This is a genomic window from Uliginosibacterium silvisoli (genome assembly GCF_036017035.1).
GTDB classification, from domain to species: domain Bacteria; phylum Pseudomonadota; class Gammaproteobacteria; order Burkholderiales; family Rhodocyclaceae; genus Viridibacterium; species Viridibacterium silvisoli.
Genome location: NZ_JAYXHS010000002.1, coordinates 533,705 through 559,001, shown reverse-complemented (window position 1 = coordinate 559,001; position 25,297 = coordinate 533,705). Strand labels below are relative to the sequence as shown.

Genomic DNA, 25,297 nt, shown 5'->3' with positions numbered 1-25,297 from the left:
GTCAATTCGGCCGACGGAATCCATCAGTCCGTACGCTTCGCATAGCGCTGCGCCAGCACCGCGCAGACCATCAGCTGTATCTGATGGAACAGCATCAGCGGTAAGACGATAGCGCCCACCGCATGCACGGGGAACAGGACTTTGGCCATCGGCACGCCGGTGGCCAGGCTCTTCTTCGAGCCGCAGAACACAATGGTGATCTCGTCTTCCTTGCTGAAGCCGAGACGCCTGGCGGCGAAGCGCGTCACTCCCAAAGCAATGGCCAGCAATACTAGGCTGACGACGATCAGGCCGCCCAGGGCAGGCAAAGGCATCTGTTGCCACAACCCCTGGTTAACCGCCTCGCTGAACGCGGTGTAGACCACCAGCAGGATGGAGCCTTGATCGACATACTTGAGCATGCCCTTGTTGCGATCTACCCAGGCTCCGATCCACTTGCGGGCGATCTGCCCCGCGATGAAGGGCACCAGCAACTGCAGGCAGATATCGGCAATGCTCTTCCAGGCATTCGTCTCCGCATCGTGATGCGTTGCCAGCAAAACCCCCACCAGCAAGGGCGTCACGAAAATGCCGAGCAGGCTCGATGCGGAAGCACTGCACACGGCGGCAGGCACGTTGCCACGCGCGATGGCAACAAAGGCAATCGATGACTGCACGGTCGAAGGCAACGCGCACAGGAACAGGATGCCGGTATAGAGCTCGGGCGTCACCAAGGGGGCGAGCACAGGCTTGAGGGCCAGCCCCAGCAGGGGAAACAGCGCGAACGTGCTCAGCATCACCACCAGATGCAGCCGCCAGTGCGTCGCACCGGCAATCACCGCTTCGCGAGACAGCTTGGCGCCGTGCAGGAAGAACAACAGGCCGATCGCGACATTGGTGACGATGTTGAACACATGCGCCGCCTCCCCTTTGCAAGGTAGCAGCGAAGCGATGAGGACAGTCGTGACGAGCGCGAGAGTGAAATTGTCCGGAAGGTAACTTGGGCGTGACATGAGATTTTCTTGATGAAGGTAAAGCTGGATGCAAGCGATCGCACAGCGAAGCGTCGCCCGGCCGACAGCGTAGAGGATTTGGCCCGGGCTTGGGCATCAACCGAACGATAAACAACATCACAGCGGCAAGGCGCAGCAGCGACGGCGGGCTATGGCATGCAGGAAATTGCCGGAAATGCACGCTAGCCAGCCCGAAGGCCGCATCCGGTGCTGTACGTCCGGGCAAGACACGGCATGCCGCGCAGGCGCACAACTAGATTCCTTTACGGAGCCCCCCGCTTGCAAGGAAAGGATCTGTCATGAACCCACAGTCAAAATATCTCGCCCTGGGCGCATTGACGCTTGGCTTGCAAGGCTGCCCCTCGTCCACCGTCCCCTTTGATCCCGGCAGCACGACTGACACCACACCACCCGTGGCGAGTGTGAAGGTCGACACATCGCTTACTACCGTCGACCAATCCGGCGTATCGAGCACCCACCTGCAGGAAAGTCGCGAGGCCACCGGCCAGGTACCCGGCAGGCCGCAGAACGTGGTCGCAACCGTCTCCACCGCCTCCGAACTGGATATCACCGCCTCCGCCTCGGACAACGAGAGCGGCATCAAGGAGCTGGTCCTCAAAGTCAATCGCACGGTGTATTACATCCCCTCCGACCCGAACCTTCCGCCCTCCCCGGCGCTGATGCCTACCCAGGAACTCAAGCGCATCACAAATACCCTCTCGAACGGACAGGTTCCGAAGCTGGCCATCACGGCACTCCGCACGGGCATCGCAGCAGAACGCCACTTCGTCAACAGCAATGGCACGACGGTGACGGGCTCCGGCGTAGTCCTCAAGTACTTCGTGGAATCGAAGAACTTCAACGGTCAGGTCACCAATACCGATGCGGTCACGATCGTCAGCGGCCGGGTTCAATAAACACGGCAGGCGAATACCGGGAGGTCGCTCACTGCATTCATCCGGCACCTCGGGACAAACTGCATACCGCCGGCCAGATCCAGCGGACGTTCATGAAGAAATTCGGCCCGCCACCAACGCATGGCCGATCATGCAAAGTGGCTGGTAGCCCCCGAAACCCTGCGCTACCATGAGCCCCATCGGAACCAATGGAAATTCGACATGACACGCCAATTTCGCCTGATTGCAAGTCTCTGCCTGTGCACGTCGCTCGCCGCCTGCGTCTATCCCTACCCTGCGCCGTATACGACGACAATGGTCCCAGCGAGTTTTGACCGCTCGTGGGACGCTGCTCTGGGCGCGGCTGCCGATGCAGGCGTGCAGATCAGCTCTGCAGATCAGGCCTCTGGCCGCATCACTGGCAGCAAGGCTGGTGCATCGGTCGTGATTCTGCTGCTACGGCAAAACGATGGCAGCTTGCAGGTGAGCTTCAACGCACCCGACTCGCGTGAAATCAACCCGACGCTGAATGATCGCTGGCTTAGCGCCTACAACCGTCGCATGGGGCGTTGAACACGCCTGTCTTCAGGTCAGGGCGAACACGCCAGACGCAGATCGGCGTAGTCGCCCGCAGCCTTGGCGCCGGTGTTGTCCGTGTCGGTCATGACGGCAACGCCAAGTAGCTTGCCGGGCGCCTTGCCCCAGGCGCGTTTGTAATCCTCGATCACATTGCGACTCACGCTCTGCCAGGCACCCACGGTATCCGGCGCAATCGCAATCATCTTGACCTGACTGGTGTGAGCAGAAGGAATCAAGCTGCCGGTGGGCACCTTGTCACTCCAGGTGTACATGAGCACGGCATAAGGCAGGTCTTTGCCGAGAAAAGTCTTCGCGCGACTGAAACGACGCTTCTCAACGGCCGGCAAGGTCTCGATGTCGCCATCAAAGGCGACGATGACACGAAGCGGCGAGTCTTCCTTGCTCTTGTCCCGGTTGTCGGCGCCGGGGATCGGCCCGCTCGTGCGCCAGCGCCAGGCCAACACAGGCTGCGCGGGGATAGCGGGCTTGAAGGCTGTCGCGTCGAACGAAGCCGAACCCTCTGCCTCGGCGTGCAGGATGCTGCTCCCGCCCTCTTCCACTACGCCGTAGCGCGTATCCTTCTTCATTTTGGACAACGGGCGATGCTCCCAGCTGGCGCCGCCTGCGCCGAAACCGAGTGAGCGAGGCGTACAGGCGTCCTGGGCGCTGACCTGTCCGCTCAGGCAAGTCAGTATCAGGGTGCCAAGAAAGAAGGGAACTCGGGTCATGCGCAATCTCCTATGCCAAGCGGGCATCTTACTGCATCCGGCCTGGCCATCCCGGGCAGCACAGGAGCAAGACCGTCAGACGACGCGTCTGTGGGCAATCAACGCCGCGGCGGCGCCCAGTCCGTCAATCCATAGCGCGACAGGATCTCCTTGAGTTGCCCGCTCTTGCGCAGGGAGCGAAGCTCCTTGTCAATCAACTCAGCCAGTTCGCGTGAGTTGCCAAATCTGGGAGACACCGCCACGTAGGTGAAATCCTGCGCAAAGCACCCCGACTCCTTGAGCTGGATCTGGGGCTGTGTCGCAAGCAGATGGCGCACCACATTGTCGTCTTCAATGAAGCCATCCAGTCGTGACATGAAAACCATGGCAGCGAGGCGCGAAGTGAGCGCGTCCCCTGTCTGCAGGTCGAAGCTGTCAGGCTTGCCTTGAATGAGTTTGTTCAGCTGCGGTCCGTAGCTGTAGCCCTTGATGACGCCGATGCGGACGTGTTCCAGTGACGCAGGGCCCGTATAGCGCCAGGGATTGCCGACGCGCGTATAGAAGCAGTAGCTCGCCCTGGCAATCGGTTCGTGCGTGAAAGAAAAGCCCGGCGCCTCCTCGGGATACACCGTGGTGATCAGCGTGTAGCGTCCCTGCCGGGCTTCCTGCAACGCCCGCGCATAGTTCTCGTTCTCGTACCTGAGAACGTGACCGTGCCGTTCAAGAATCTGGCGCAGCACATCCACGATATAACCCTCGCGCGGGCTACCTGCCTTGCAGCTATAGGGGCACCAGTAATCCGGACTCACCACACTGACGGTCTCTGCGTGGGAAGCGGAAGAGGCCAGCGTCAACAATGACAGCGCACACCAGGCACTTCGCCACAAGCGGACGCTCCGCATGCGATATGGAACTCAGGCCACCGATAAGCGTTTGCCTTCGCCGCAGAATTCGCGGTACCAGGCAACGAAATCTTCGGGCGGCAGCGGGCGGCAATACAGATAGCCCTGCGCAACGTGGCAGCCGAGCTTGCCAAGAAGCGTAATCGTACTGCGCTGCTCGACCCCTTCTGCCACCAGCGTCAGGTTCAGCGCACGGCCGAGGGACACGATGGCTTCGACGATGGCGCGGTCGGCCTTGTCGGTTTCGATACCACGGATGAAAGAGCCGTCGACCTTGAGCTTCTGGATCGGCAGGTGCTTGAGGTAGCCGAGGCTGGAGTAGCCCGTGCCGAAGTCATCGATCGCCAGCGATATGCCCATGGTCTTGAGCTTCTCCAGCGCCGCGGCCGTGACGCCGGACTCGTGCATGACGATGCTCTCGGTGAGCTCAAGTTCGAGCTGCTCAGCCTTGATGCCATAAAGCTGCATCGCTTCTTCGACGCGCCGTACGAACTCGGGTTGGCGGAACTGCAGCGCCGACACGTTGACCGCCACCGGGAACGAACCGATGCCATCCGCATTCCACTCGGCACGCTGGCGGCAGGACTCGCGCAGCACCCAGTCGCCGATCTGCAGGATCAGGCCGCACTCTTCGGCGATGCGGATGAATTTTCCGGGCGGCACAACGCCGAACTCTTCGCTCTCCCAACGGATCAGCGCCTCGACGCCGACGAGTTTGCGCGTGGCGACCTCGATCTGCGGTTGATAGTAGAGCGTGAATTCGTCGCGATCCGCAGCGCAGCGCAATGCGTGCTCGAGCGACAGGCTCTCGACCGCAGTCTCCGACAGAGAGGGTTCAAACAGCTGGTAGTTGTTCCGGCCCTGTGCCTTGGCGTGATACATGGCAACGTCCGCATTGCGGATCAGCTCATCGGCGTCGACACCATTCTCTGGATAGGCCGCAATGCCGATCGACGGGGTGATGGCCAGCTCATGGCCCTCGACACGGGCCGTCGGCGCGAGCACGCCCAGGATATGTTCGGCAACCCGCTCGGCGTCCTGTATCGAACGCACCTTGTAGAGCATGACGATGAACTCATCGCCTCCGAGACGAGAGACGGTATCGGATGCGCGCACGGCACGCTTGAGGCGCTCGGCCACCGTTTGCAGCAAACCATCGCCGACCGAGTGCCCGAGCGTGTCGTTGATGATCTTGAAGCGGTCGAGGTCGATGAACAGCACAGCGACCTGATGGCCCTCACGCTCGGCATGCAGCAAGGCCACCCGCAGGCGTTCCATCAACATGGCCCGGTTCGGCAGGCCGGTCAGCGTGTCATGGTGCGCCATGTAGCTGATGCGCTCCTCCTGCGCCTTGCGCTCGGAGATGTCGCTGAAGATGCCCGCGTAATTGGTGATGGCACCATCGCGATTGGTGACGGGGCTCATGGAAAGCCATTGCGGATACGCCGTGCCATCGCGACGCTGGTCCCACACTTCTCCCGCCCAATGGCCATGCACGCGCAGGGCCTGCCACATCTCTTCGTAGAAAGCTTCGTCATGCAGACCGGTGCGCAGGAAGCTGGCAGGCCGGTCGACGGCTTCCTCTTCCGTCGTGCCGGAGACATCGGTGAAAGCCTGGTTCACGTAAACCACGTTGCCTTCGAGATCTGTCACGAAAATCGCTTCGCGTGTCTTGCGGAACACCGAGGTCCAGATCCATGACTCACGCTCGCGCCGGCCAAGTTCGTCAGCCAGCTCACCCAGTACGCGATGCACGTGCACCACTTCATCATTCTCGGGCAGCATCGGCTTTTCAGCCTCGTTACGCACGTAGCGCCCATCCTTGACGGCATCGATCTCGCCAGCCAACTCCACGACAGGCTTGACGATATAGCGGCGCGCCAGGCGCAGGCAGGGCACGGCAGCCAGCGCGCAGGCCAGCAAGGGGACAAACAAGGCGGCGAGAAACACCAGCAAGGCGCGCAAGCGCATGGTGGCTTTGTCATGCAACAGGATCAGCCGTCCCCTGCCCCCGGAAAACTCGGGCACGAACGACAAGGCAAAGGCACGGCCGTAGTTCCGCCAGTTGCCGAAGCGACCCAGGGAAGCTGCCGTCGTCACGGGATGATTCGTGTAGACCTGCGTGGCCAGATCGGGCGCTTCGCGCAGCACCTCATCTTCGGGTATTTGCGTCACGTCACCGAGGCGGCGGTTGCCCGGCAACAGCCACAGGGTTTCGAAACCTTCGCGCGCCGCGGCCTCCTTGATGTCTTCGCTGACCTTGGTGACGAAAATGCCGACGTACCCGACCTGGCGTCGCTTGTCGTCGAACTGGGCGACCACGGGTGCCACGGCTGCCTGCGTCAGCTCGCCGTCAACCATGCGCCACAGCAGACCACGGTCGTAAGCCGGCAAGGCCAGCTCCGAACGCAGCACGGGCCGCAGCGGGCCAGCCCCTGCATTGGTTGGCAAAGGCTCGGCACCACCCGTGGTGATCTGGCCAAACAAGGGCGAGGTGAAACGCCCCATCGCGAAATGCTCGCCACGGCTGTCGAAATAGCCGAGCGGCTCGCCGTCGCGATCATAGGCAACGACCAGCGCCTTGAGGGTGAAACCGACGTGCGCCAGACGCAGGACAATGGCCTGTTGGTCGGCGATGAAGTCTGCAGCGTTGATGTCACGGCGGCCGTACAGCGCGGTGATGGAATCGAGGCGCAATGCCAGCGTGGAGTCAGCCGCCAGCTCGCTGACGATGCGCTGACTTTGCGCTACCTGCCGCTTGAGCGCCGTGCCCAGCTCGGCCTGCACGTTGTCGAAGCTACGGCTGACCGACAGCTCGTAATAGACAAGTACTCCCCAGGCCATGAGGACTGCGGACACCAGCATGACCAGTCCCATGCTGAACCCGAGCAAGACCAGCACCTTGCGTTCAAGACTGAGTCTTTGCAGCAGAGCCTCGACAGGGCGCAGGATGAAATTCATGGGCAAAGCTCAGTCGGCAACGAGTTTGTCGGCGGGCAAGTCAAAACTGGAAGGCTCGGCAGGCAACCAGATCGCAAACTCCCCCCGGAATCTGCGACGCCCCTCAGGGCTTACTGTGCCTTATCGACCCGAATGCCACAAAGGTTTAGCCCCTGATTCTGCCCCAGAGTACGCTCAGCTCGAACCGCCGCTGCCCGGCGGGGCAGCGCAACCACGCTTTCACGGGTAAGCCCCGGCGTCTCGTGGCCGGTTTTCAGCCTTCGAGAGGCTGCGGCCGCTTGTCGAAGAAGGCGGCCAGCTTTTCGGCCGCGAGCGGACGTGACATGAGGTACCCCTGTGCCTGCGGGCAACCATTGGCCTTCAGAAACGACAGTTGCTCTTCGGTTTCCACGCCCTCGGCAATCACGTCCAGTTCCAGCACGTGCGCGAGGGAGAGCACGGCCTGCACGATCTCACGATCATGCTTGTCCGAAACCATGCGCGCGATGAAGGACTGGTCGATCTTGAGCCGGTCGATGGGCAGGCGCGACAAGTAGCTGAGGCTGGAATAGCCAGTGCCGAAATCGTCAATGGCGATGAACAGGCCGAGCGCCTTCAGCTGTTCGAGCACCAGGGTGCTCTCGGCCACGTTCTGCATCAGCCCGCTTTCGGTGATCTCGAGCTCCAGTCGGGATGGCGGCAGGCCCGTTGTCTTGAGAATCCATTTCACGCGATCAACGAGATTGCCGGCATGCAGCTGGCTGACCGACACATTGACACTCATACGGATCGGCGCGTAGCCCAGCTTGTCCCACGCCACAGCCTGCTTGCAGGCTGTTTCCAGGACCCAGTCGCCGACCAGCGGCATCAAGCCGATCTCCTCTGCGATCGGAATCAGCTGCACAGGCGGCACGATGCCGCGCCCCGGATGCACCCAGCGCAACAAGGCCTCGACACCCGTGACGCGCCGCGAACCGACCTCGAACTGCGGCTGGAAGAACAGCACCAGCTCGTTGCGACGCAGGGCCTGACGCACGTTGGCTTCGGCCTCGATGCGATTGATGGCCTCATCGGTCATCTGTGTGTTGTAGAACTGGGCACCGCCGCCGCGTTGGGTCTTGGCCCGATGTAGCGCGGAGTTGGCATTGCGCAGCAGGGTCTCCATGTCTTCGCCATCGCGCGGGAACAGCGAAATACCCGCCGTGGCGCCAATCTGCAGTTCGCGATCTTTCAGCTGCAACGGCAGGCCGATGGCCTCGATGAGCTCGTTGGCCAGCAATAACACATCGTCAGAACGGGCCGCATCCGTCAGCAACACGACGAAGGTATCGGCGGAGACCCGCGCCACGGTGTCTTCCTGACCCACATGCTGCTGTATGCGACTGGCCACCTCGCGCAACACCTGGTCGCCGGTGGCCTGACCAAAACTCTCATTGATGAGGGTGAAACGATCGAGGTCGACTGCCAGCAGCGCCAGCTGCTGACCACTGCGCTGGCCATGATGGATGGCCTGCACGGTGCGATCGAGCAACAGGCTGCGATTCGGTAGCCCCGTCAAGGCGTCGTAGTTGGCGAGGTAGCGGATGCGCGATTCGTATTCCTTGCGGTCACGCACATCTCGCGCAATCGTCGACAGAAACTCGATCGAGCCATCCGGATTCGGATGCGCGATCAGCACCAGCGACACCGGAATGTACTCGCCATGCAGGTTCATCAACTCGGTCTCGCCGCGCCAGGTACCGAACTGCATGGCGTGCGGCATGGCTTCGCGCATCAGCAACTCGCGCGTTGCTGCCGGCAGGTACTCGCTTGCATTCAGACCATGCGGCGGCAACACCTGCAGATCGAGCACTTTCTGGCCGCCTGCGTTGATGTACTTCATCGTCATGTCCACATCGCAGATGGAGACGAAGTCCGGCGTTGCCTCGAGAATGGTTGCGAGCTGCTGGCGGGCTACTTCAAGTGCGTGGCGGGCATCCCGGTCAGCCGTCTCGCGCAGCGCGCGGCGCACGGCGGGCCCGAGCCGGCCGAGATTGGTCTTCAATACGTAGTCGGTCGCGCCATTTCTCAGCGCTTCGATGGCCCGCTCCTCGCCGATGGTGCCGGAGACGAAAATGAAGGGCACATCACTTGCCAGTTCGTGGGCTATCTCCAGCGAACGCAGGCCGTTCATGCTGGGCATGGAATAGTCGGACAGGATGATATTGGGCTCGAACTCGGCCAGCGTCATGACCAGGTCGGCTTCGCTCCACACCCGCCGCGTGACGAACTGCAGCTTGTGACGCGACAACTCGTAGGAGACGAGCTCGGCATCCAGAGCTGAGTCCTCGACGAGCAGGATACGTAACTGCTCCTGTGTAGAAAATGCGTCTTCTTTCATTTCAGGGTTCATGCTGCTTTTCCCACCTGCCACGTCACGACGAGTTACGACCTCGACAAACCGTCTTCAGTTTCCAGCACGATGATTGATTGCCAGCCAGTACATGCCTGCCTGGCGCGCAACTTCGGTCAGATCTTCAAAGTTCACCGGCTTGACGACATAGCTGTTCGCACCGAGGTCGTAGCTCTTAACGACATCCTTTTCCTCTTGTGAAGAGGTCATCACGACCACGGGGATACTTTTTGTTTCGGGATCGCCCTTGAGCGTCGCCAGAACCTCGAGTCCGTCGACGCGCGGCATCTTCAGGTCCAGCAGGATCAGGCCCGGCAGAGCTGCCGCGCGCTGGGCATAGGCTCCCCGGCAATAGACGTAGTCGAGTGCCTCCTGCCCATCCTTCAGCCAGATGATGCGGTTGAACAACTTTGCGCTTTGCAGACCACGCATGCTCAACTCCGCGTCGAGGGGGTTGTCCTCGACGAGCAGGATTTCAACATGCTCAATTTCTTCCATGGTCAAACTCCTTCGGTAGCGTGAAATAGAACGTGGCCCCCTGGTCGAGCACGCTATCTGCCCATACCCGCCCGCCATGCCGGGTGATAATGCGGTGCACCAGCGCAAGTCCCACGCCCGTGCCAGCAAAATCAGATGCGTCGTGCAGACGCTGGAAGACCCCGAACAATTTCGCCTTGTAGCGAGGGTCGAAACCGGCACCGTTGTCGCGTACGAAGAATACATAATCATCGTCTTCCGAGATGGAGCCAATCTCGATCAGCGGGCGCTCCCGCTTGGCGCTGAACTTCAGTGCATTGGAGAGCAGATTGCTCCACACCTGCGCGATCAGGGAGCGGTCTCCTTCAACCTCTGGCAAGGTTCCCAGCAGCAATTCGGCAACAGGCCCCTGATGCTGGGCAGCCAGCGTGGAGAACGTCGATTCCGCCAGGCCGTGCATGTCCAGCACGGTGGGCTGGATAGCTTTGCGGCCAAGCCGCGAGAAAGTCAGCAGATCATCGATCAAGGCCCCCATGCGGGCAGCTTCGCTCTGGATGATGCCGAGCAGGCGCAACCCTTCCGCACTGAGCGTGCTGCTCGCATCCTGCGCCAGGATTTTCGAGAACCCCGTGACAGCGCGCACGGGGGAGCGCAAATCATGCGAAACGGAATAGCTGAAACTCTCCAGCTCCCGATTGGCTTCTTCGAGCTGGGCGGTGCGCTGCGTCACACGCTGCTCCAGCTCGCGATTGAGCGTACGCGCCATCTCTTCGGCCGTACGCCTGTCGTGAATGTCGGAGATGGAGCCGATCCACTCCATCGCCTTGCCATTGTCATCAATACTGGCAACGGCGCGCAGTGTCACGAAACGGCATTCCCGCGTGGCCTGATGCCACAAGCGCACCTCGATCTCGAAAGCCTGGCCTTCGGCCAGCGCCTGAGCCCAGGCCAGGTCCATCGTCTCCCGGTCATCCACGTGAAACGCGTTACGCCAGCCCAAACCCATATAAGCCTGCGAGCTCTGGCCCGTGTAGGCCTCCCATTGGGGGTGTTCGCTGCGCCAGGCGCCATGCTCGTCAGCCAGCCAGGTAACCGCCGCACTGGCCGAGACCAGCACACGATTGCGGCGTTCGCTGACCTGTAGCGCGCGCTGTGCAGCGTTGCGATCACTCACTTCCTGCGCCAACGCCTGGTTGGACGCTTCCAGCGCCACTGCACGCTTGCCGATTTCAGCCAGCATGTCGTTGAAGGCTTCCACCAGAAAGCCGATCTCGTCGCTGCTGGTTTTCTGCGCGCGCAAGGTGAAGTCCCGGCCGTCGACAACGCGACGCGCCACTTCGGTGACGGACAGCACGGGCCCCGTCACTGACCGCTGCAGCCTGTTGGAAAGCAGGAAGGCCACCAGCAGGCTCAACACCATCACGGCCAGCAGGATCCCCAGAGAGGCCAGCAGACGATGGCTTGCGTCGCTCGAACTCTCGATGAACAAGGTGCCGAGGATTTCCTCGTTATCCACCATCCGCTGGTACAGGCTCAGGCGCCCCCCCTCCTCGTGCAGGCCTTCGACACCCGGCAAGCGCGGAATGATGTGCTCCTCGCCGTCGCGTTTGGCATAGGAAGCGAACAGCTCCCCCTTGGCCGTGTAGATGGCGGCTGCCTTGACCGCGGGGGCTGCCTCCAGCAAGGCCAGGTTCTCGGCGGCTTCCTTCTTGTCGTTGAACGCCAGGGCTGGCGCGCTGGCGCGATTGACCACATTGGCCAGGGTCGCCAGCTCCGTCGCCACGAAGCCGCGATACTGCCGCCAGTCATTCAGCATCATGGCGGTGCCAGCGATCAGCAAGGAGAAGAAGGTGGTGATGAGCACCACCAGCATGATCTTCAAACGGATGGAATGAACGGGGATGCCTGTCGTCATGGGGTCACCGTAACGACCTGGCGCGCCACGCTCAACAGGCGGGAGCTGATTTTGAGAGCGCCACGCTCCGCCGCCGGCAGCGAGACATCGAAGCGCACCTGATCATCGATCAGCACGAAATTGATGACGCTGCCGAAGGCCAGCGCATCATCCAGTTCGGTAACAGTCAGCACAGGCTGATTGCGTGTGGCACTCAATATGCGGCCAAGTCGGCTGCTGGCCGCGGTGCCGACAAACAGCACATGACTGCGCACAATGGCATCACCGCCCGACACGCGCTTCACCTGGATGGCATGGCCACTGACCGAGCGGCCCGCCGTCAGGCGCAATAACTCGCTGGCCACCTCGTCGGCATCCACGACGCAAATGACAAGGGGCGCATCAGCCTGCTCGAATGCGATGGATGGCCAATCCACGTAGCTCGTGAACTTGAACAGGAACGTCGCTTTGACCTTGGCCTCGGACGGCCCCTCCGGCACGTCTGCGCTGGCAATCCCGATGACGCCGGCCAGCAACGCAACGGCAAGCCCCGCTTGCAACAGCAGCCTGCGCAAGGGCCGCATCAGGCACATGCCAGTCAGAACGAAGCGGAGGATGTCGTGGCCGCCCCGCATCAGAACCCCACGCTCAAGCCAAGATAAACCGCCGGACCATACTCGCTGCCGGTCTGCACCGTCCCGAACTCGCGGTGCTCGCCACCCTGTGCGTTCAGCACGGCCAGCGTCAGGCTGGTATCACTCAGGATGCGGTACGCCCCGTTGATGTCCAGCGCGGTATAGGAAGGCACGACCGGCTGCGGTAGCGCAGCGACATGCCGCAGATTTGCCGTGAAGCTCAGCTTGCTGGATGCGTCCCAGGTACTACGCGCCTGCCACTGATATTTCGGGTCATTGCCAAGGGAGCTCTGCTCGCCGATGCTGCCCGGATCGGCTGCGTATTTCTGACGCATGCTTACGAAGCCTGCGTCGAACCGCCACGCCCGGTTCAGGCGATACGTCGCCCAGCCTTCCAGCCCGTAGGTGTGGCCACTCAAGCCATTGTTGAACTCCAGCGCACCATTGCCATTGATACGCCCTGCGCGCAACTTGCGGAAGCGCTCATAGAAGGTCGTCAGCGAATACGACAAGGACTGGCTTGCCTGCGCACGCAAGCCGATCTCGGCCGTGTTCGCAATCTCGGACTCGAAGTCCGGCCCACCGGCCACGAGATAGGGAGGCTTCTCCGGCGTATATAGATCGCGATCGATGCGGCTCGGTGCCCGCACGGAACGCGACAGGCCACTCCAGATCACCACGTCGTCGCTGATGCCGTGACTCAGGCGCAGGTTCGGCAGAAATTCCCAATGCGTATAACCGTTGTACTCCGCACGCAGGCCCGCCGAAGCGCGCGTCCTGTCGAAGAGCATCAGATCGTCCTGCGCGAACACGCTGCCCCAGCGCAAGGTCTTTTCGGCGGGCAACAGGGTCAGCGCCGTGCCATTGCTCACACTATCCTGCGCCATACGGTAGCTCGCGCCAAAAATGAAATTCTGGCGCTCGCTGATCTTCATGTCATGCTGGCCGAGCACATCGAAAATATTCAGATGCTCTTCGAATACGCCGGGCGCATGGCGATGGGTATTGTCGTAGATGAAACGCACCGTCTGACGACTACCTGCCGACGTCTCACCGCTCCAGCGCAGCAACAAGTTGGCGCCGGTCAGGGTTTGCCGCTCCGGGCGGACCGGGTCAGCCGAGCCGTCATAGGCGTCGCCCGACACTGTGTACCCATTGCCGGCTTCGCCAATGTCGAAACGGAAGCCGGCCTGGGTTTTCTGCCAGGCGTCCGAGGCGCCGACACCATCTGCCCGTTCAGTCTGTTCGTAATTGTCGCGCTTGGCATAGAAGCGATAGGCCGAGCCAGCGCCCGCCCGCGCACCGTAACGCGCAGCCGCATCATGCTGCTGGGTGCCGGTGGACGCGGTCGCCAACCCGCCCTGCGTCTCGCTTGCCCGGCGCGTGATGATGTTGATGACGCCATTGACGGCGTTTGAACCCCACAAAGTGGCGCCCGGCCCACTGATCACCTCGATGCGATCGACATCGGGCAGGAAAACATCCTGCGCATCCCACAGCACACCCGAAAACAAGGGCGTGTAGAGCGAGCGGCCATCGAGCTGCACCAGCAACTTGTTGGCGGCCGTCGAATTGAACCCGCGGGCGCTGATGGCATATTCGCGCCCGTTCAGACGCGCGACCTGGAGATTGGGAGCCAGCCGCAAGACCTCGGGCAGGCTACGCGCGCCTGAGCGGCGTATGTCGTCGGCAGTGATCACATAGATCGAAGCAGCGGCTTTGGCCAGCGGCTCGGGGCGCCGCGAGACGGACGTCACCCTGATGCTGGACAGCTGCTCCAGGCTCAGGTCGGATAGCTCATCTTTGGTCGTTGCGGCGGCGAGCGTCGGCACACAGCCAATCAGGCCACCGATAAGCAAACCACGGGCGATCGCCGATAAACCTCGCAACCCGTGGCAGCCAGGAGATGGAACGAGTGCAGAGAAAGAAAAACGGACAGCTGGGCCAACGGCAAACTTACCGGCGAGTGTCACGGAGCGCCCGGCCCCCGACCATTCCCGGCAGAAAGAACACGTGACATGCCTGCGCACCTTGCCCCTCCCCTGAAAGCTTGCGTCGAACACCGCGTCGAATGCCCGCCACCTCTCACAACGATTCTTTGAACATCGGCCGCAAAGACGCGTCCTGAAGCCGTTCCTGCTTTGCACAACAGCTTGCAAATCGCATAAAACGGGCGGCTCGACAGTATAGCCGCGAGATTCGACGGGCAGAATGCGCGCTCAACGCCCTGAACAGCCCCTTGTTCTCACTTCTACCTGCTGAGCCTCTCTGCTGGAGCGCCTGCGTGCGCAACAAACATTCCCGGCTCGCCCGCGTTTTGAGGGGGTGGCCCGCGTCGATATAATTGCCGCCTGCTCGCAGTCAGCCTCTCTGCTCAGCCACCTCACGCAGCAAACTCCCGTCGCGGGCGACGCATCGACCATCCGGAAAAACATCAAGTGACTGATTCAAAGGACCTTTCGAGCCACACCCCGATGATGCAGCAGTACCTGCGTCTCAAGGCTCAGCACCCCGACCTGTTGCTGTTCTATCGCATGGGCGACTTCTACGAGTTGTTCTACGAAGACGCCGAGCGCGCTGCGCGCCTGCTGGATATCACCCTCACGACGCGCGGCCAATCCGCCGGCGTACCGATCAAGATGTGCGGCGTGCCGTTTCATGCGCTCGAGCCCTACCTCGTCAAACTGGTCAAGATTGGCGAGTCTGCCGTGATATGCGAGCAAGTCGGCGACCCCGCCACCAGCAAGGGGCCGGTCGAACGCGCAGTTGCCCGCATCGTCACGCCGGGCACGCTGACCGACGCAGCCCTGCTGGACGACCGGGCCGATGCGCCCCTCCTGGCTGTGCAACTGCATCGCGGCGTGCTCGGGCTGGCCTGGTTGAACCTGGCCAATGGCGACTTCCGGATTGTAGAAACGACACCCGAATCACTGATCAGCCACCTCGAGCGCCTGCGCCCGGCCGAGGCCCTGATTCCCGACAGCCTCAAGCTGCCGGCGCTCGAGTCGCGCGTGCCCGCCATCCGCCGCCTCGCGGACTGGCAGTTCGACGCCAAGACCGGCACCGAATTGCTGACCAGCCACTTCGGCACGCGCGATCTGGCCGGGTTCTCCGCTGAGGGACTGGACGTGGCGCTGGCCGCCGCCGCCGCAATGTTCGACTATGCGCGCACCACGCAGCGCCAATCGCTCGGGCACATCACGCGCCTGCAGGTCGAGCGCGACGATGACTATCTGCGCCTTGACGCCCACACGCGCCGTAACCTGGAAATCTCCGAAACACTGCGTGGCGAGCCCTCGCCCACGCTGCTGTCCCTGCTCGACCTGTGCCAGACCAGCATGGGCTCACGCTGGCTACGGCATTGCCTGCACCACCCGCTATCCAATCGGCACGAATGCCGTTTGCGCCACCAGACGGTCGGCGCCTTGCTCGGCGATGCGGGCAACGGGCCAATGAGTGCCATTGCCGATGCACTACGCCCGATTGCCGACATCGAACGCATTGCCACGCGCATCGCCCTGCGCAGTGTGCGCCCGCGCGAGCTGGCCAGCCTGCGCGAAAGCCTTGCCGGGCTGGATGCGCTACGTGCGCCGCTGCCCGTCGAGCAGGCGGACCTTGCGGCCCGCCTGCAGCGCGAACTGGCCACGCCAGTGGAAGCCTTGCTCCAGCTGCAAGCATCCATTGCACTTGAACCCGGCGCGCAGGTGCGCGATGGCGGCGTCATCGCCACCGGCTACGACGCGGAGCTCGACGAGCTGCGCGACATCCAGTCCAACTGCGGCGCTTTCCTTCTGGAGCTTGAAGCCAGAGAACGCGAACGCACCGGCATCAGCACGCTCAAGGTCGAGTTCAATCGCGTGCACGGCTTCTACATCGAAGTCACCCACGCCAACACAGGCAAGGTGCCGGACGACTACCGCCGTCGCCAGACGATGAAGAACGCCGAGCGCTACATCACGCCCGAGCTGAAGACCTTCGAAGACAAGGCGCTATCGGCACAGGACCGCGCCCTGGCGCGCGAGAAGATGCTCTACGAGCAGGTGCTCGAACAGCTCGTACCCCAAGTCACGACGCTGCAGCGCATCGCCCACGCGGTGGCCTTGCTCGATGGCCTGAATGCCTTCGCGCAAGCCGCGGCACGCTACGACTACCGCGCACCCGAACTGGTCGACGAACCCGTCATCGATATTCGCGAGGGTCGCCATCCCGTCGTCGAGCGACAGGTCGACAGCTTCATCAGCAATGACGTACAGCTCGTACCGACGCGTCGCATGCTGCTCGTGACTGGCCCGAACATGGGCGGTAAATCGACCTATATGCGTCAGGTGGCGCTCATCGTGTTGCTCGCACATTGCGGCTGCTTCGTCCCCGCTTCGCGCTGCCGCATCGGTCCGGTAGATGCCATCTTCACGCGTATCGGCGCCTCCGACGATCTGGCCTCCGGCCGTTCGACCTTCATGGTCGAAATGACCGAAGCTGCCGCCATTCTCAACGGCGCGACAGATCGCAGCCTTGTGCTCATGGACGAGATCGGCCGTGGTACATCCACCTTCGACGGCATGGCATTGGCATTCTCGATCGCCAAGCACCTGCTCGACAAGAACCAGAGCTACGCGCTGTTCTCGACGCACTACTTCGAGCTGACACGCCTCGGCCACGAATATCCGGAATGCGCCAACGTGCACCTTGGCGCAGTCGAACATGGCCACAGCATCGTCTTCCTGCACGCCGTGGAAGAAGGCCCCGCATCGCAAAGCTACGGGATCGAAGTGGCCGCGCTGGCTGGCATCCCGGCCGGTGTCGTGCGCGATGCCAAACGCCGCCTGCGCGCGCTGGAAAGTCGCGAAGTGGCGAGTGGGCCACAGGACGACCTGTTTGCTTCGCTGCCCGAACCGGAACCCACCAGCGTGAGCCACCCTGCACTCACGCAATTGTCAGAACTCGATCCCGACAATATGAGCCCGCGTGAGGCGCTGGAAGCGTTGTATGCGTTGCGCAAGGCATTGCACTAGTCCATGACGATAGAGCCTGTCACCGCTGCCGACATCGATTCATTCATCGAATATCTGAACGACCATCTTGCAGATAACGGAGTCGGCGATCGCTATTTCCAGCCGATGCCGAAAGGTACTTCGCGGGTACTTCCTCAGATGGAGGATGCTTTCCGCGCAGGCTTGGGAATACACGTCGGCAAAGCGGGCTGGCGCCAGGTCTGGGTTGCCCGAAACTCGGGCCGGAAAATCATCGGCCATATCGACCTTCGCTCGCGCCCCGAGCCCTTCTCGGAACATCGCTGCCTTCTCGGTATGGGCGTGGATCGCGATCACCGCAAATCAGGGCTGGGCACGGCCTTGCTCTCTCACGCAGTTCGATGGGCAACAGAGATTGCAAGACTCGAATGGATAGATCTTCAGGTCTTGAGCGGCAACGAACCCGCCATACGACTGTACCTTCGCGCTGGATTCATCAAGACCGGCGAGTTGCCAGAGATGTTCAGAATCGACGGGCAGTCACTCTCTTACACATCGATGAGCAAGCGCCTCACGGCGACGTGATCGGGATCAGCGTTGGCCTTCGAACGCCCGGTCCGACGAACGCTGTAAAGAAAAAAGCGCATCGATCGATGCGCTTTTTTCTTTGGAACGCCCACATCACGTCACGGCATTGGCATGACACCCAGCGTGCTCTGCCGCACCAGCAACTCGTGCACCAGCAGCGGGTTCTCGGGCACTGCGCAAGACTCCGGATACGGCTCGCCACGACGCTCGCAGATGCGTCGCACGAGCAGGCGCAAAGCGATCTCGGCCATCAGCGGTGTGTCCTGATGCATGGTCGTTAGCGGTGGCGAGAAGAATGCACTCTGACGGTCGTTGTCGATGCCCATCACGGCGAGATCCTCGGGTACGCGCAGGCCCATCTGGCGCGCTTCGAACAGCACGCCGAGTGCCATGCGGTCGCTGCCGACAAATACCGCGTCGAGCTCGGGGCACATCTCTTTCAGGCGGCGCAGTGCCGGCCCACCGGTAGGCGCTTCCCAGTCACCCTCGACACAGAGATTGCCCGACTCCGGCTGCCCGCCTTCTGCCAGCGCGGCACGCCAGCCTTCAACGCGTTGCTGCGCGACGGAGCGATCCATCGGGCCGGAAATGTGGCCGATATGATGGCGATGCAGGCTCAACAGGTGACGCGTGGCGATCTTGCCCGCCTGAAAATTATCGAAGCCAACCGTGTCGATATTCCCGCGCTTGCGCGCGTTGATCACTACGAGCGGCATCGGCAGGTCATTGACGGGATAGTCATCCAGCCAGGCATGGCTGTCACCGATTTCCGGCCCTGCCCAGATCACGCCGTCGACCTGCCGGTCGATCAGATGGTTGAGCATGATCTCGACGCTGCTGCGCGAAAACTCACGCATCTCTTTTATCAGAAGTGCATAACCGAGGTGGTCAGCCTGGCGCACCATGCCGGTGTAGGCATCGCCCGTCGTCAGGTAGCCAATGGCGGCATTGCTGACTACGCCAAGCGTATAGCTGCGCCCGCTGGTGAGTTGGCGTGCCAGCGCGCTTGGCCGGAAGCCCAGCGTTTCGATGCACTTGAGCACGCGTGCGCGCGTTTCTTCCGTGACGTGCTCGCTGCGGTTGATGACACGCGAGGCCGTCTGCTTCGATACGCCCGCCATCTTGGCGACGTCAGCCAGGGTCGGGCGGCGCCCCTTCGTATTGTGTTGCTCTGTCACTTGTGTTTACTCCCTGCGAGGGTCACATCATCAATATCACAGCGCATGCTGCCTGGCACCGGGCTGCACAATCAGTTTGCGACGTCGCCCAGCGTACTCTGACGAACGATCAGGCGATGCGTCAGCATCGAGCTTTCTTCCTGCGCACAACCTGCAGGATAAGGCTCGCCGTGACGATCGCATATGCGACGCACCAACTGGCGCAGCGCCACCTCGGCCATGCGCGGCGTGTCCTGCGTCATGGTGGTCAGGGGCGGCGTGAAAAATGCACTTTGTGGGTCGTTGTCGATGCCCATCACGGCCAGCGTCCCCGGGACATCGATCCCCAGCCGCTGCGCTTCCATCAGGACGCCAAGCGCCATCCGGTCGCTACTGACGAATACGGCATCCAGATCGGGACATAACTCCAGCAAGCGCTGCAGGCCAGGGCCACCGGATTCGGCCTCCCAACTACCCTCCACGCAGTAAGCCTTGCATTCGGGCAGCCCGGCTTCATCCAGCGCAGCTTGCCAGCCTTCGATGCGGCGTTGCGCCACCCAGCGATTGTTCGGCCCGGAGAGATGGCCAATGCGGCGACGCTGCAGACTCAGCAAATGCCGCGTCGCATTCTGCCCGGCCAGGAAGTTATCGAAGCCCACGACATCGACGCCGGCCCGCGGTCGCGCGTTGATCGCCACGAGGGGCATCGGCAAGTCGTCAAGGGGGTAGTCGTCCAGCCAGTCATGGCTGTTGCCGATCTCCGGACCGGCCAGAATGATGCCGTCGACCTGACGCTCCAGCATCTGCCCCAACATGGCATCGACACTGGCGCGCGAGAAGTCGCTCATTTCCTTGTTGAGCAGCGCGTAGCCCATGCCGTCAGCCTGACGCACCATGCCGACATAGGCATCACCGCACATGAGGTGACCGACCGCGGTGTTGTTGACCACGCCAAGCGTGAGACTGCGCCCGGCAGTCAGTTGGCGCGCCAGCGTGCTCGGGCGGAAGCCCAAGACTTCGATGCATTGCAATACACGCGCACGGGTCTCATCCGTCACCTGCGCGCTGCCATTGACCACGCGTGAGGCCGTCTGCTTTGACACCCCAGCCATTCTGGCGACGTCAGCAAGCGTCACACGTCGTCCAGCCGTGTTCGTGGTGTCCATCAGTATCCCAGCAGTGGTCTGTTCGCCGCGAGGCGATCTTTATTGTGCGCGCGTGTGCGCGTTATACGTTTTCGCTGGATTATGCCTGAATCGGATTTGTAAGCACGAAGTAAGCTTTGTTAAGCGGGATTAACCGCAGCAGCAACGGACAGACAACCCGCCCCCGCAACCGACATACAATTGCGGCCCGACGGCAAACCCTCCCCCGATACTCCATGTCTTCATCCATCGATATCAGCGAACAGAAAGGCGTGCGCTACCTGCACTTCGGCTCCGAATGGGTACAGGGCGCCATGCGCATCGCGCGCCCGGTCAATCTGGAGCTGGCCTATACGCGCGAGATGATGGCTGGCCTGCTGATGCGCGACGAGAAGGCCTGGCCACGGCGCATCCTGCTGATCGGCTTGGGCGCCGCTTCGCTGACCAAGTACTGCTACTGGAAATTGCCGCAATCGCGACTGACCGTCGTCGAGATCGACGCACGCGTGGTCGCCGCCACGCAGCAGTTCTTCAAGCTGCCGCCACAGGACGAACGCCTGCACATCGAGATCGGCGATGGTGTCGAATACATGCAGGAAGGCAAGAGCCTGTTCGACTACATCCTGGTCGACGGCTACGATGAAAACGCCAAGGTCGGCGCGCTCGACTCCCTGCCGTTTTACCAGGCCTGCTGTTCACGCCTGTCCGAAAGCGGCTTGCTGGCAGTGAACCTGTTCGGCCGCACGCGACGCTACGGCCCAAGCATCCAGCGCATGTCAGAAGCATTCGACACGCGCGCTATGGCCTTTCCTTCATGCGACAGCGGCAATGTGATCGCCTTTGCGGCGCGTGGCGAAGCGGTGGAAGTCAGCGCACGTCAGCTGCGCGAGCGCGCCGCCAAACTGGCTGAAGAGACGGGCCTCGACCTGCGCCCGACGGTGAGCCGGCTGGAAGAAGCCAAGGTGCTCGAAGGCGGCGTGCTGCGTTTCTGAGCACGCCCTTGTCCGCAACGAGTACTTACATCGGGCGCACGATCTGGTGCAGTACCAGCGCCGTCGCGCCGATCGCCACCGCTTGTTCGCCGAACCGCGCAACGCTGACTTTCGGCGGGCGTATCAGACCATCTGCAGCGCGCTCATTGAGCGTGGCCAACGCCATATCGACATAGTGCGTGCCGAAGCGACTGCACTGCCCGCCCAGCACAACCTGCGCCGGGTCGAAGGTGGACCAGAGGTTATGGATCAGCACGCCGAGGTAGTGCCCGGCGTTCTCGAGAATCTGCTGTACGGAGTCATCATTGGCCTCGACACGGGCCAGGAACTCCTGCGGTGTGATGCCGGCCGCGCGCGCCATGGCCCCCAGACTGACGATCTCCTCAGCCGTGCGATACGTGCCTTCCGACTTGAGCTGCTGGTTGCCGACATCGCCTGCAAACCCGCCATGCCCGCTCAACAAGCGGTCACTGACGAACACGCCCGCCCCGATGCTCAAACCGAGATGGATGTAGAGCAGCGGCTCCTCGACCTCCGTACAGGCAAACTCCACCTCGCCCAGTGCGGCCGTCGCTGCGCGGCGCTGCACATAGACCGGTAGCTTCGAAATGCCCGCGGCGGCCAGAGCTGTATTCAGCTCGGCACGTACCGGCACATCACGCCAACCGAAATTTGGGGAAAAATGCAGGATGCCGCTCACCGCGTGCACCGGCCCGGGCACCCCCAGCCCGACACCAAGCACCGTGCGGTGTTGCGCCAGCATCGCGCGCACGACTTCGGCGATGCCTCCGGCAAGAACCGCCATGACCTCCTTGACGTCCTTGGTGTCCATCGTGCGTTGTGTGGTGGCGATCACTTCACCCGTCAGCGTCGTCGCAACGACGTCAATCTGGCCAACCTTCAGATCTGCACCGATCAAGGCCAGCTTCTCGGTATTCAAACGCAGTGGCGTGGGACGGCGACCGATACTACCCGTCACCAGCGCATCGTCTTCCGACAACCAGCCTTCATCAATCAGCTCCTGCACCAGCTGGCTCACCGTCGATTTCGTCAGCCCGGTGTTGGTTGCCAGATCGGCACGCGAAAGACCCGGCTGCCCTCTGATAAGCCGGATCATTGCCATGCGGTTTATGTTCTTCAGGAAACTTTGGTCGCCGGTAATAGCCATTACTTTTCACCTGGACTCTTGCCCATGACGTTCGAATACACAGAGCGCCCGCTACGGGCTATCCACTTTGATTTTTATTTGCGTGCTTACGTGCCGCAGACTGGCGCACGCCAGGCAATACCCGATTGATTGTAACGTGCTTGCCTGATTAATTTTTATTCGCGCCACTCGCGGATTTTTGCGGGCAATGACAAACCGCACAAATTGGCGCTATAGGCAGATTTGGCATTTCTGAAATTTATCAAAGGCGTCAAATCCGCAGAAAAAAGCTCCGACGGTAGTGACACCCGCCGGAGCCTGGAGTTCTCTGAAATGGAAAATCAGTTTTCGTTCTTGGTCAACGACACCTTGTCCGTCTGCGTACCCTTGGCTTTGTCGAAGCTTCGCAGACCGGCAATACCCAGCATGCCGGAGACCAGTACCCAAAGCTCATCGGCCTTGAGTACCGGCGGGGGATTCTGGTTGGCCGGGACCCAGCCACGCGACTGGAACCACGCCCAGCTCCATACCATCAGCGGGTAAAGGACAAACTGGTATGCCAATGCCACGCCGCCCACCCAGCCAATGAAGGGGCGCCAACCGGCGACAAACACACTTGCATGCTGCGCCTCGGTCTTGTCGATCTCCATCTGCCCCTTGACCAGCTCGGTCTCGATGGCCTTTTCCTGCAACGCAATTTTCAAGCGCTCTTCATCCGACGTGAACAGGTCGTCGGCCACTTTTCCGATACCTGTCACCAGCTCGCCAATACCCAGCAGTGGAGTCATGTCAGCCCCTTCATCGTGCGATTGATCCAGCCGAGCAGGAACTTGCTTTGCCCGCGATCCTTGTTACAGATCTCCGCATAGCGCGCCACCTTGGCCAGCGCGTACTTGAGCACGAAGACCCCCTCGTCAAGCTCGTTGAGCGCAGCCAGTGTCTTGGGGCCGATGCGTCCGTCAGGCATCGCACTCACGACGAGCTGCGCAAGCTTGGCAGCGGTTCCGGTTCCCGCGTTAACCGCGAAATCAAAAATGCTCGCGGCAATTGCCTGCTGCTTGATCTCATCCCCCGCGATGGGATCCCAGAACGCGGCCTTGTAAAACTCGCGCACCAGGCGTGACAACTCCAGGTTACCCATGTCGCCGCGGTCGATGATCACCCAACCGGGCCAGCTGCCATGAAAATTGCGGGCGATGCCCGCATAGGTCTGACCACCGCGATCATTCGCCACGTTGCTCAGCTTGTATCCGCCTTCGTTCTGGATCATTGCTTCGAAGGCTGGACTGAAGTCCGCCATGACTGCACCTCCCACAAGTAGAAAACCTGCAAGCCCTATGGCACCTGAACGGGCATCCACTGCAAGTTAGGAAGTGGTCCAATCGCCGGCTGCTAAAATGCCCTTTTGGCCGACAGCCACACCCGGTCTGCCTTCTTCACCAGCCCGCCGGGCGATCCCCCCAATGACAACCTCGACACCTTCGCTCAAGTCCCGCTTCGTACTCCGTGCCTTGCTCGCCCACGCGTCGCCCATCCTCATCGCGCAACTGGCATCGATGAGTACGACCATCGTCGACACCGTCATTGCGGGCTACGCGGGCACTGTCGATCTGGCAGCGGTAGGCATCGGCTCCGGCATTTACATCTCTGTGATGCTGGCCTTCGCGGGCATCGTGCAAGGGCTCACACCGATTGCTGCCCAGCACTTCGGTGCAAGGCGCATTTCGGAATTGCCTGCGAGTTTCCAGCAAGGCATCTGGCTGGCCGCAGGGCTTGCGCTGCTCGGCATGGTGTTGATGATCTTTCCCGGCTGGCTATTGAACGCCAGCAGCATGACGCCGGAGATTGAAGCGCGCACGCGGGCCTACCTCACCGCACTCGCTTTCGTCCTGCCGGGTACGCTGATCTACCGCACTTGCGGCGGCATGCTCAATGCCATCGGCGCGCCACGCATGCTGATGTTTTTCGGCCTCGCCAATGCCGGCGTCCACGCACTACTCGCACCCACCCTCGCATTCGGCTGGCTCGGCACGACACCACTGGGCGCTGTCGGCTGTGCCATCTCCAACGTCATCATCACCTCGTCGCTAGCGATCGCAGGGCTGGTCTACCTCGCGCGCTCACAACGCTCGCAGGCTTTGCACCTGCTGTCCGGCTGGCAAGCGCCGTCGCTTGCACGCATCGGCGAAATCCTGCGCATCGGCTTGCCGATCGGCATGTCGGCTTTCGTCGAGATCACCAGCTTCGCGCTGATTGCGCTGATGGTTGCCCCGCTCGGCCCGATCGCCGTCGGCGGCCATCGTATCCTCGGCAGCTTCGGCGGCGTTTGCTACATGCTGCCGCTCTCCATCTCCATCGCCACGCTGGCAATGGTGGGCCAGGCGGCAGGCGCGCAAGACTGGCCACACGTACGCAAGACCGTTCGCGTCGGCATGCTGCTCGGTGTCGGCGCATCCACGAGCCTGGCCTTGCTGCTGTGGGCCAGCGGTGACGCGCTGATCCGCGTCTACACCCCCGACCCGGCCGTGCAGCAGCTCGCCATCAGCCTCATCGGATTGATCGCGTTTTACCAGCTCTTTGACGCGGTACAGACAGTCGCGGCGCAGGCCTTGCGCGGCCTCAAACAGAGCATCGGCCCGATGACCATCCACATCATCTGCTTCTGGGGAGTCGGCATGGCAGGAGGCTGGTGGCTTTGCTACCGCGGCTTTACCCCGCTCGGCATTGCACCCATGGGGCTAGGCGGCTTCTGGTGGGCTGCGACGCTGGCCACCATCGTTGCCAGCGCCATGTTCGCAGCGCTGCTCAGGGCCTCGCTGCAGAAAACAAAAACCACGCAGATCACTTCACGCGCGACGTCGGAGGCGTAGGCGGAACCTCCACA

20 protein-coding genes are annotated in these 25,297 nt (G+C 61.8%); 6 read left to right on the top strand and 14 right to left on the bottom strand.

All coding sequences use genetic code 11. The features are described from left to right. Window positions 1–23: 23 nt before the first annotated feature. Window positions 24–992 carry a bile acid:sodium symporter family protein gene (locus tag VVD49_RS12145; protein ID WP_327599444.1) on the bottom strand — a complete coding sequence of 323 codons (969 nt, stop codon included), beginning with the start codon at window positions 990–992 and terminating at the stop codon, window positions 24–26. A gap of 299 nt (window positions 993–1,291) precedes the next feature. On the opposite strand from VVD49_RS12145, the gene VVD49_RS12140 reads away from it, so the two are divergent. Both VVD49_RS12140 and VVD49_RS12135 read left to right on the top strand, forming a co-directional pair. Next, window positions 1,292–1,909 carry a hypothetical protein gene (locus VVD49_RS12140; protein WP_327599443.1) on the top strand — a complete coding sequence of 206 codons (618 nt, stop codon included), beginning with the start codon at window positions 1,292–1,294 and terminating at the stop codon, window positions 1,907–1,909. 201 nt (window positions 1,910–2,110) lie between these two features. Further along, the gene (locus VVD49_RS12135; RefSeq protein ID WP_327599442.1) at window positions 2,111–2,461 is read left to right on the top strand and encodes a hypothetical protein; all 351 of its coding nucleotides are present in this window, start codon (window positions 2,111–2,113) and stop codon (window positions 2,459–2,461) included. A 17-nt stretch (window positions 2,462–2,478) separates the two neighbouring features. Here the strand turns inward: VVD49_RS12135 and VVD49_RS12130 are convergent, their stop codons facing one another. The 8 genes from VVD49_RS12130 to VVD49_RS12095 form a co-directional block, all read right to left on the bottom strand. Beyond that, window positions 2,479–3,195: a DUF3047 domain-containing protein gene (locus tag VVD49_RS12130; RefSeq protein ID WP_327599441.1), complete on the bottom strand. Its 717-nt coding sequence runs from the start codon at window positions 3,193–3,195 to the stop codon at window positions 2,479–2,481. Window positions 3,196–3,293: 98 nt separating this feature from the next. Then, window positions 3,294–4,061 (bottom strand): substrate-binding periplasmic protein, encoded by a 768-nt coding sequence (locus tag VVD49_RS12125; RefSeq protein WP_327599440.1) that lies wholly within the window; start codon window positions 4,059–4,061, stop codon window positions 3,294–3,296. A 27-nt stretch (window positions 4,062–4,088) separates the two neighbouring features. Further along, entirely contained in the window at window positions 4,089–7,037 is a 2,949-nt protein-coding gene (locus tag VVD49_RS12120) for a putative bifunctional diguanylate cyclase/phosphodiesterase (protein ID WP_327599439.1), read from the bottom strand. A 253-nt stretch (window positions 7,038–7,290) separates the two neighbouring features. Next, window positions 7,291–9,396, bottom strand: a complete 2,106-nt coding sequence (locus tag VVD49_RS12115; protein WP_327599438.1) for a putative bifunctional diguanylate cyclase/phosphodiesterase — start codon at window positions 9,394–9,396, stop codon at window positions 7,291–7,293. Between the two features lie 66 nt (window positions 9,397–9,462). Next, window positions 9,463–9,906, bottom strand: coding sequence for a response regulator (locus VVD49_RS12110; RefSeq protein ID WP_327599437.1), 444 nt, complete (start codon window positions 9,904–9,906; stop codon window positions 9,463–9,465). Then, complete coding sequence (locus tag VVD49_RS12105; RefSeq protein WP_327599436.1) at window positions 9,893–11,800, bottom strand: sensor histidine kinase, YfiR-like protein-associated; 1,908 nt, start codon at window positions 11,798–11,800, stop codon at window positions 9,893–9,895. Before VVD49_RS12105 ends, VVD49_RS12110 begins: the two co-directional genes overlap by 14 nt. Further along, window positions 11,797–12,354, bottom strand: coding sequence for a TOL_0243 family YfiR-like periplasmic protein (locus VVD49_RS12100; protein WP_327599435.1), 558 nt, complete (start codon window positions 12,352–12,354; stop codon window positions 11,797–11,799). The genes VVD49_RS12105 and VVD49_RS12100 overlap by 4 nt, the downstream gene beginning before the upstream one ends. Before the next feature lie 59 nt (window positions 12,355–12,413). Then, window positions 12,414–14,246, bottom strand: a complete 1,833-nt coding sequence (locus tag VVD49_RS12095; protein WP_327599434.1) for a TOL_0244 family TonB-dependent receptor — start codon at window positions 14,244–14,246, stop codon at window positions 12,414–12,416. A gap of 645 nt (window positions 14,247–14,891) precedes the next feature. On the opposite strand from VVD49_RS12095, the gene mutS reads away from it, so the two are divergent. After that, window positions 14,892–17,426, top strand: a complete 2,535-nt coding sequence (gene mutS / locus VVD49_RS12090) for a DNA mismatch repair protein MutS (RefSeq protein ID WP_416384903.1) — start codon at window positions 14,892–14,894, stop codon at window positions 17,424–17,426. 3 nt (window positions 17,427–17,429) lie between these two features. Then, complete coding sequence (locus tag VVD49_RS12085; RefSeq protein ID WP_327599433.1) at window positions 17,430–17,969, top strand: GNAT family N-acetyltransferase; 540 nt, start codon at window positions 17,430–17,432, stop codon at window positions 17,967–17,969. 101 nt (window positions 17,970–18,070) lie between these two features. Here the strand turns inward: VVD49_RS12085 and VVD49_RS12080 are convergent, their stop codons facing one another. Continuing rightward, window positions 18,071–19,150, bottom strand: coding sequence for a LacI family DNA-binding transcriptional regulator (locus VVD49_RS12080; RefSeq protein ID WP_327599432.1), 1,080 nt, complete (start codon window positions 19,148–19,150; stop codon window positions 18,071–18,073). Window positions 19,151–19,221: 71 nt separating this feature from the next. After that, window positions 19,222–20,295, bottom strand: a complete 1,074-nt coding sequence (locus VVD49_RS12075; protein ID WP_327599431.1) for a LacI family DNA-binding transcriptional regulator — start codon at window positions 20,293–20,295, stop codon at window positions 19,222–19,224. Window positions 20,296–20,510: 215 nt separating this feature from the next. Here VVD49_RS12075 and VVD49_RS12070 point away from each other — a divergent pair, with 215 nt between their 5' ends. Continuing rightward, complete coding sequence (locus VVD49_RS12070; RefSeq protein WP_327599430.1) at window positions 20,511–21,266, top strand: spermine/spermidine synthase domain-containing protein; 756 nt, start codon at window positions 20,511–20,513, stop codon at window positions 21,264–21,266. Between the two features lie 25 nt (window positions 21,267–21,291). Here the strand turns inward: VVD49_RS12070 and VVD49_RS12065 are convergent, their stop codons facing one another. The 3 genes from VVD49_RS12065 to VVD49_RS12055 form a co-directional block, all read right to left on the bottom strand. After that, entirely contained in the window at window positions 21,292–22,434 is a 1,143-nt protein-coding gene (locus VVD49_RS12065) for an ROK family transcriptional regulator (protein ID WP_327599429.1), read from the bottom strand. Window positions 22,435–22,754: 320 nt separating this feature from the next. Next, window positions 22,755–23,201 (bottom strand): 3TM-type holin, encoded by a 447-nt coding sequence (locus VVD49_RS12060; protein ID WP_327599428.1) that lies wholly within the window; start codon window positions 23,199–23,201, stop codon window positions 22,755–22,757. Further along, window positions 23,198–23,713 (bottom strand): glycoside hydrolase family 108 protein, encoded by a 516-nt coding sequence (locus VVD49_RS12055; protein ID WP_327599427.1) that lies wholly within the window; start codon window positions 23,711–23,713, stop codon window positions 23,198–23,200. The genes VVD49_RS12060 and VVD49_RS12055 overlap by 4 nt, the downstream gene beginning before the upstream one ends. 163 nt (window positions 23,714–23,876) lie before the next feature. Between VVD49_RS12055 and VVD49_RS12050 the strand changes: the two genes are divergently transcribed. Next, entirely contained in the window at window positions 23,877–25,283 is a 1,407-nt protein-coding gene (locus tag VVD49_RS12050) for an MATE family efflux transporter (protein WP_327599426.1), read from the top strand. The last annotated feature ends 14 nt before the right edge of the window (window positions 25,284–25,297 follow it).

Excerpts from the sequence above, each read along its gene's own strand:
- VVD49_RS12145 (WP_327599444.1), bottom strand. The coding sequence starts at position 992 with ATGTCACGCCCAAGTTACCTTCCGGACAATTTCACTCTCGCGCTCGTC.
- VVD49_RS12140 (WP_327599443.1), top strand. The coding sequence starts at position 1,292 with ATGAACCCACAGTCAAAATATCTCGCCCTGGGCGCATTGACGCTTGGC.
- VVD49_RS12110 (WP_327599437.1), bottom strand. The coding sequence starts at position 9,906 with ATGGAAGAAATTGAGCATGTTGAAATCCTGCTCGTCGAGGACAACCCC.
- VVD49_RS12070 (WP_327599430.1), top strand. The coding sequence starts at position 20,511 with ATGTCTTCATCCATCGATATCAGCGAACAGAAAGGCGTGCGCTACCTG.
- VVD49_RS12075 (WP_327599431.1), bottom strand. The coding sequence starts at position 20,295 with ATGGACACCACGAACACGGCTGGACGACGTGTGACGCTTGCTGACGTC.
- VVD49_RS12065 (WP_327599429.1), bottom strand. The coding sequence starts at position 22,434 with ATGGCTATTACCGGCGACCAAAGTTTCCTGAAGAACATAAACCGCATG.
- VVD49_RS12135 (WP_327599442.1), top strand. The coding sequence starts at position 2,111 with ATGACACGCCAATTTCGCCTGATTGCAAGTCTCTGCCTGTGCACGTCG.
- VVD49_RS12060 (WP_327599428.1), bottom strand. The coding sequence starts at position 23,201 with ATGACTCCACTGCTGGGTATTGGCGAGCTGGTGACAGGTATCGGAAAA.
- VVD49_RS12130 (WP_327599441.1), bottom strand. The coding sequence starts at position 3,195 with ATGACCCGAGTTCCCTTCTTTCTTGGCACCCTGATACTGACTTGCCTG.
- VVD49_RS12120 (WP_327599439.1), bottom strand. The coding sequence starts at position 7,037 with ATGAATTTCATCCTGCGCCCTGTCGAGGCTCTGCTGCAAAGACTCAGT.
- VVD49_RS12085 (WP_327599433.1), top strand. The coding sequence starts at position 17,430 with ATGACGATAGAGCCTGTCACCGCTGCCGACATCGATTCATTCATCGAA.
- VVD49_RS12055 (WP_327599427.1), bottom strand. The coding sequence starts at position 23,713 with ATGGCGGACTTCAGTCCAGCCTTCGAAGCAATGATCCAGAACGAAGGC.
- VVD49_RS12115 (WP_327599438.1), bottom strand. The coding sequence starts at position 9,396 with ATGAAAGAAGACGCATTTTCTACACAGGAGCAGTTACGTATCCTGCTC.
- mutS (WP_416384903.1), top strand. The coding sequence starts at position 14,892 with ATGCAGCAGTACCTGCGTCTCAAGGCTCAGCACCCCGACCTGTTGCTG.
- VVD49_RS12050 (WP_327599426.1), top strand. The coding sequence starts at position 23,877 with ATGACAACCTCGACACCTTCGCTCAAGTCCCGCTTCGTACTCCGTGCC.
- VVD49_RS12105 (WP_327599436.1), bottom strand. The coding sequence starts at position 11,800 with ATGACGACAGGCATCCCCGTTCATTCCATCCGTTTGAAGATCATGCTG.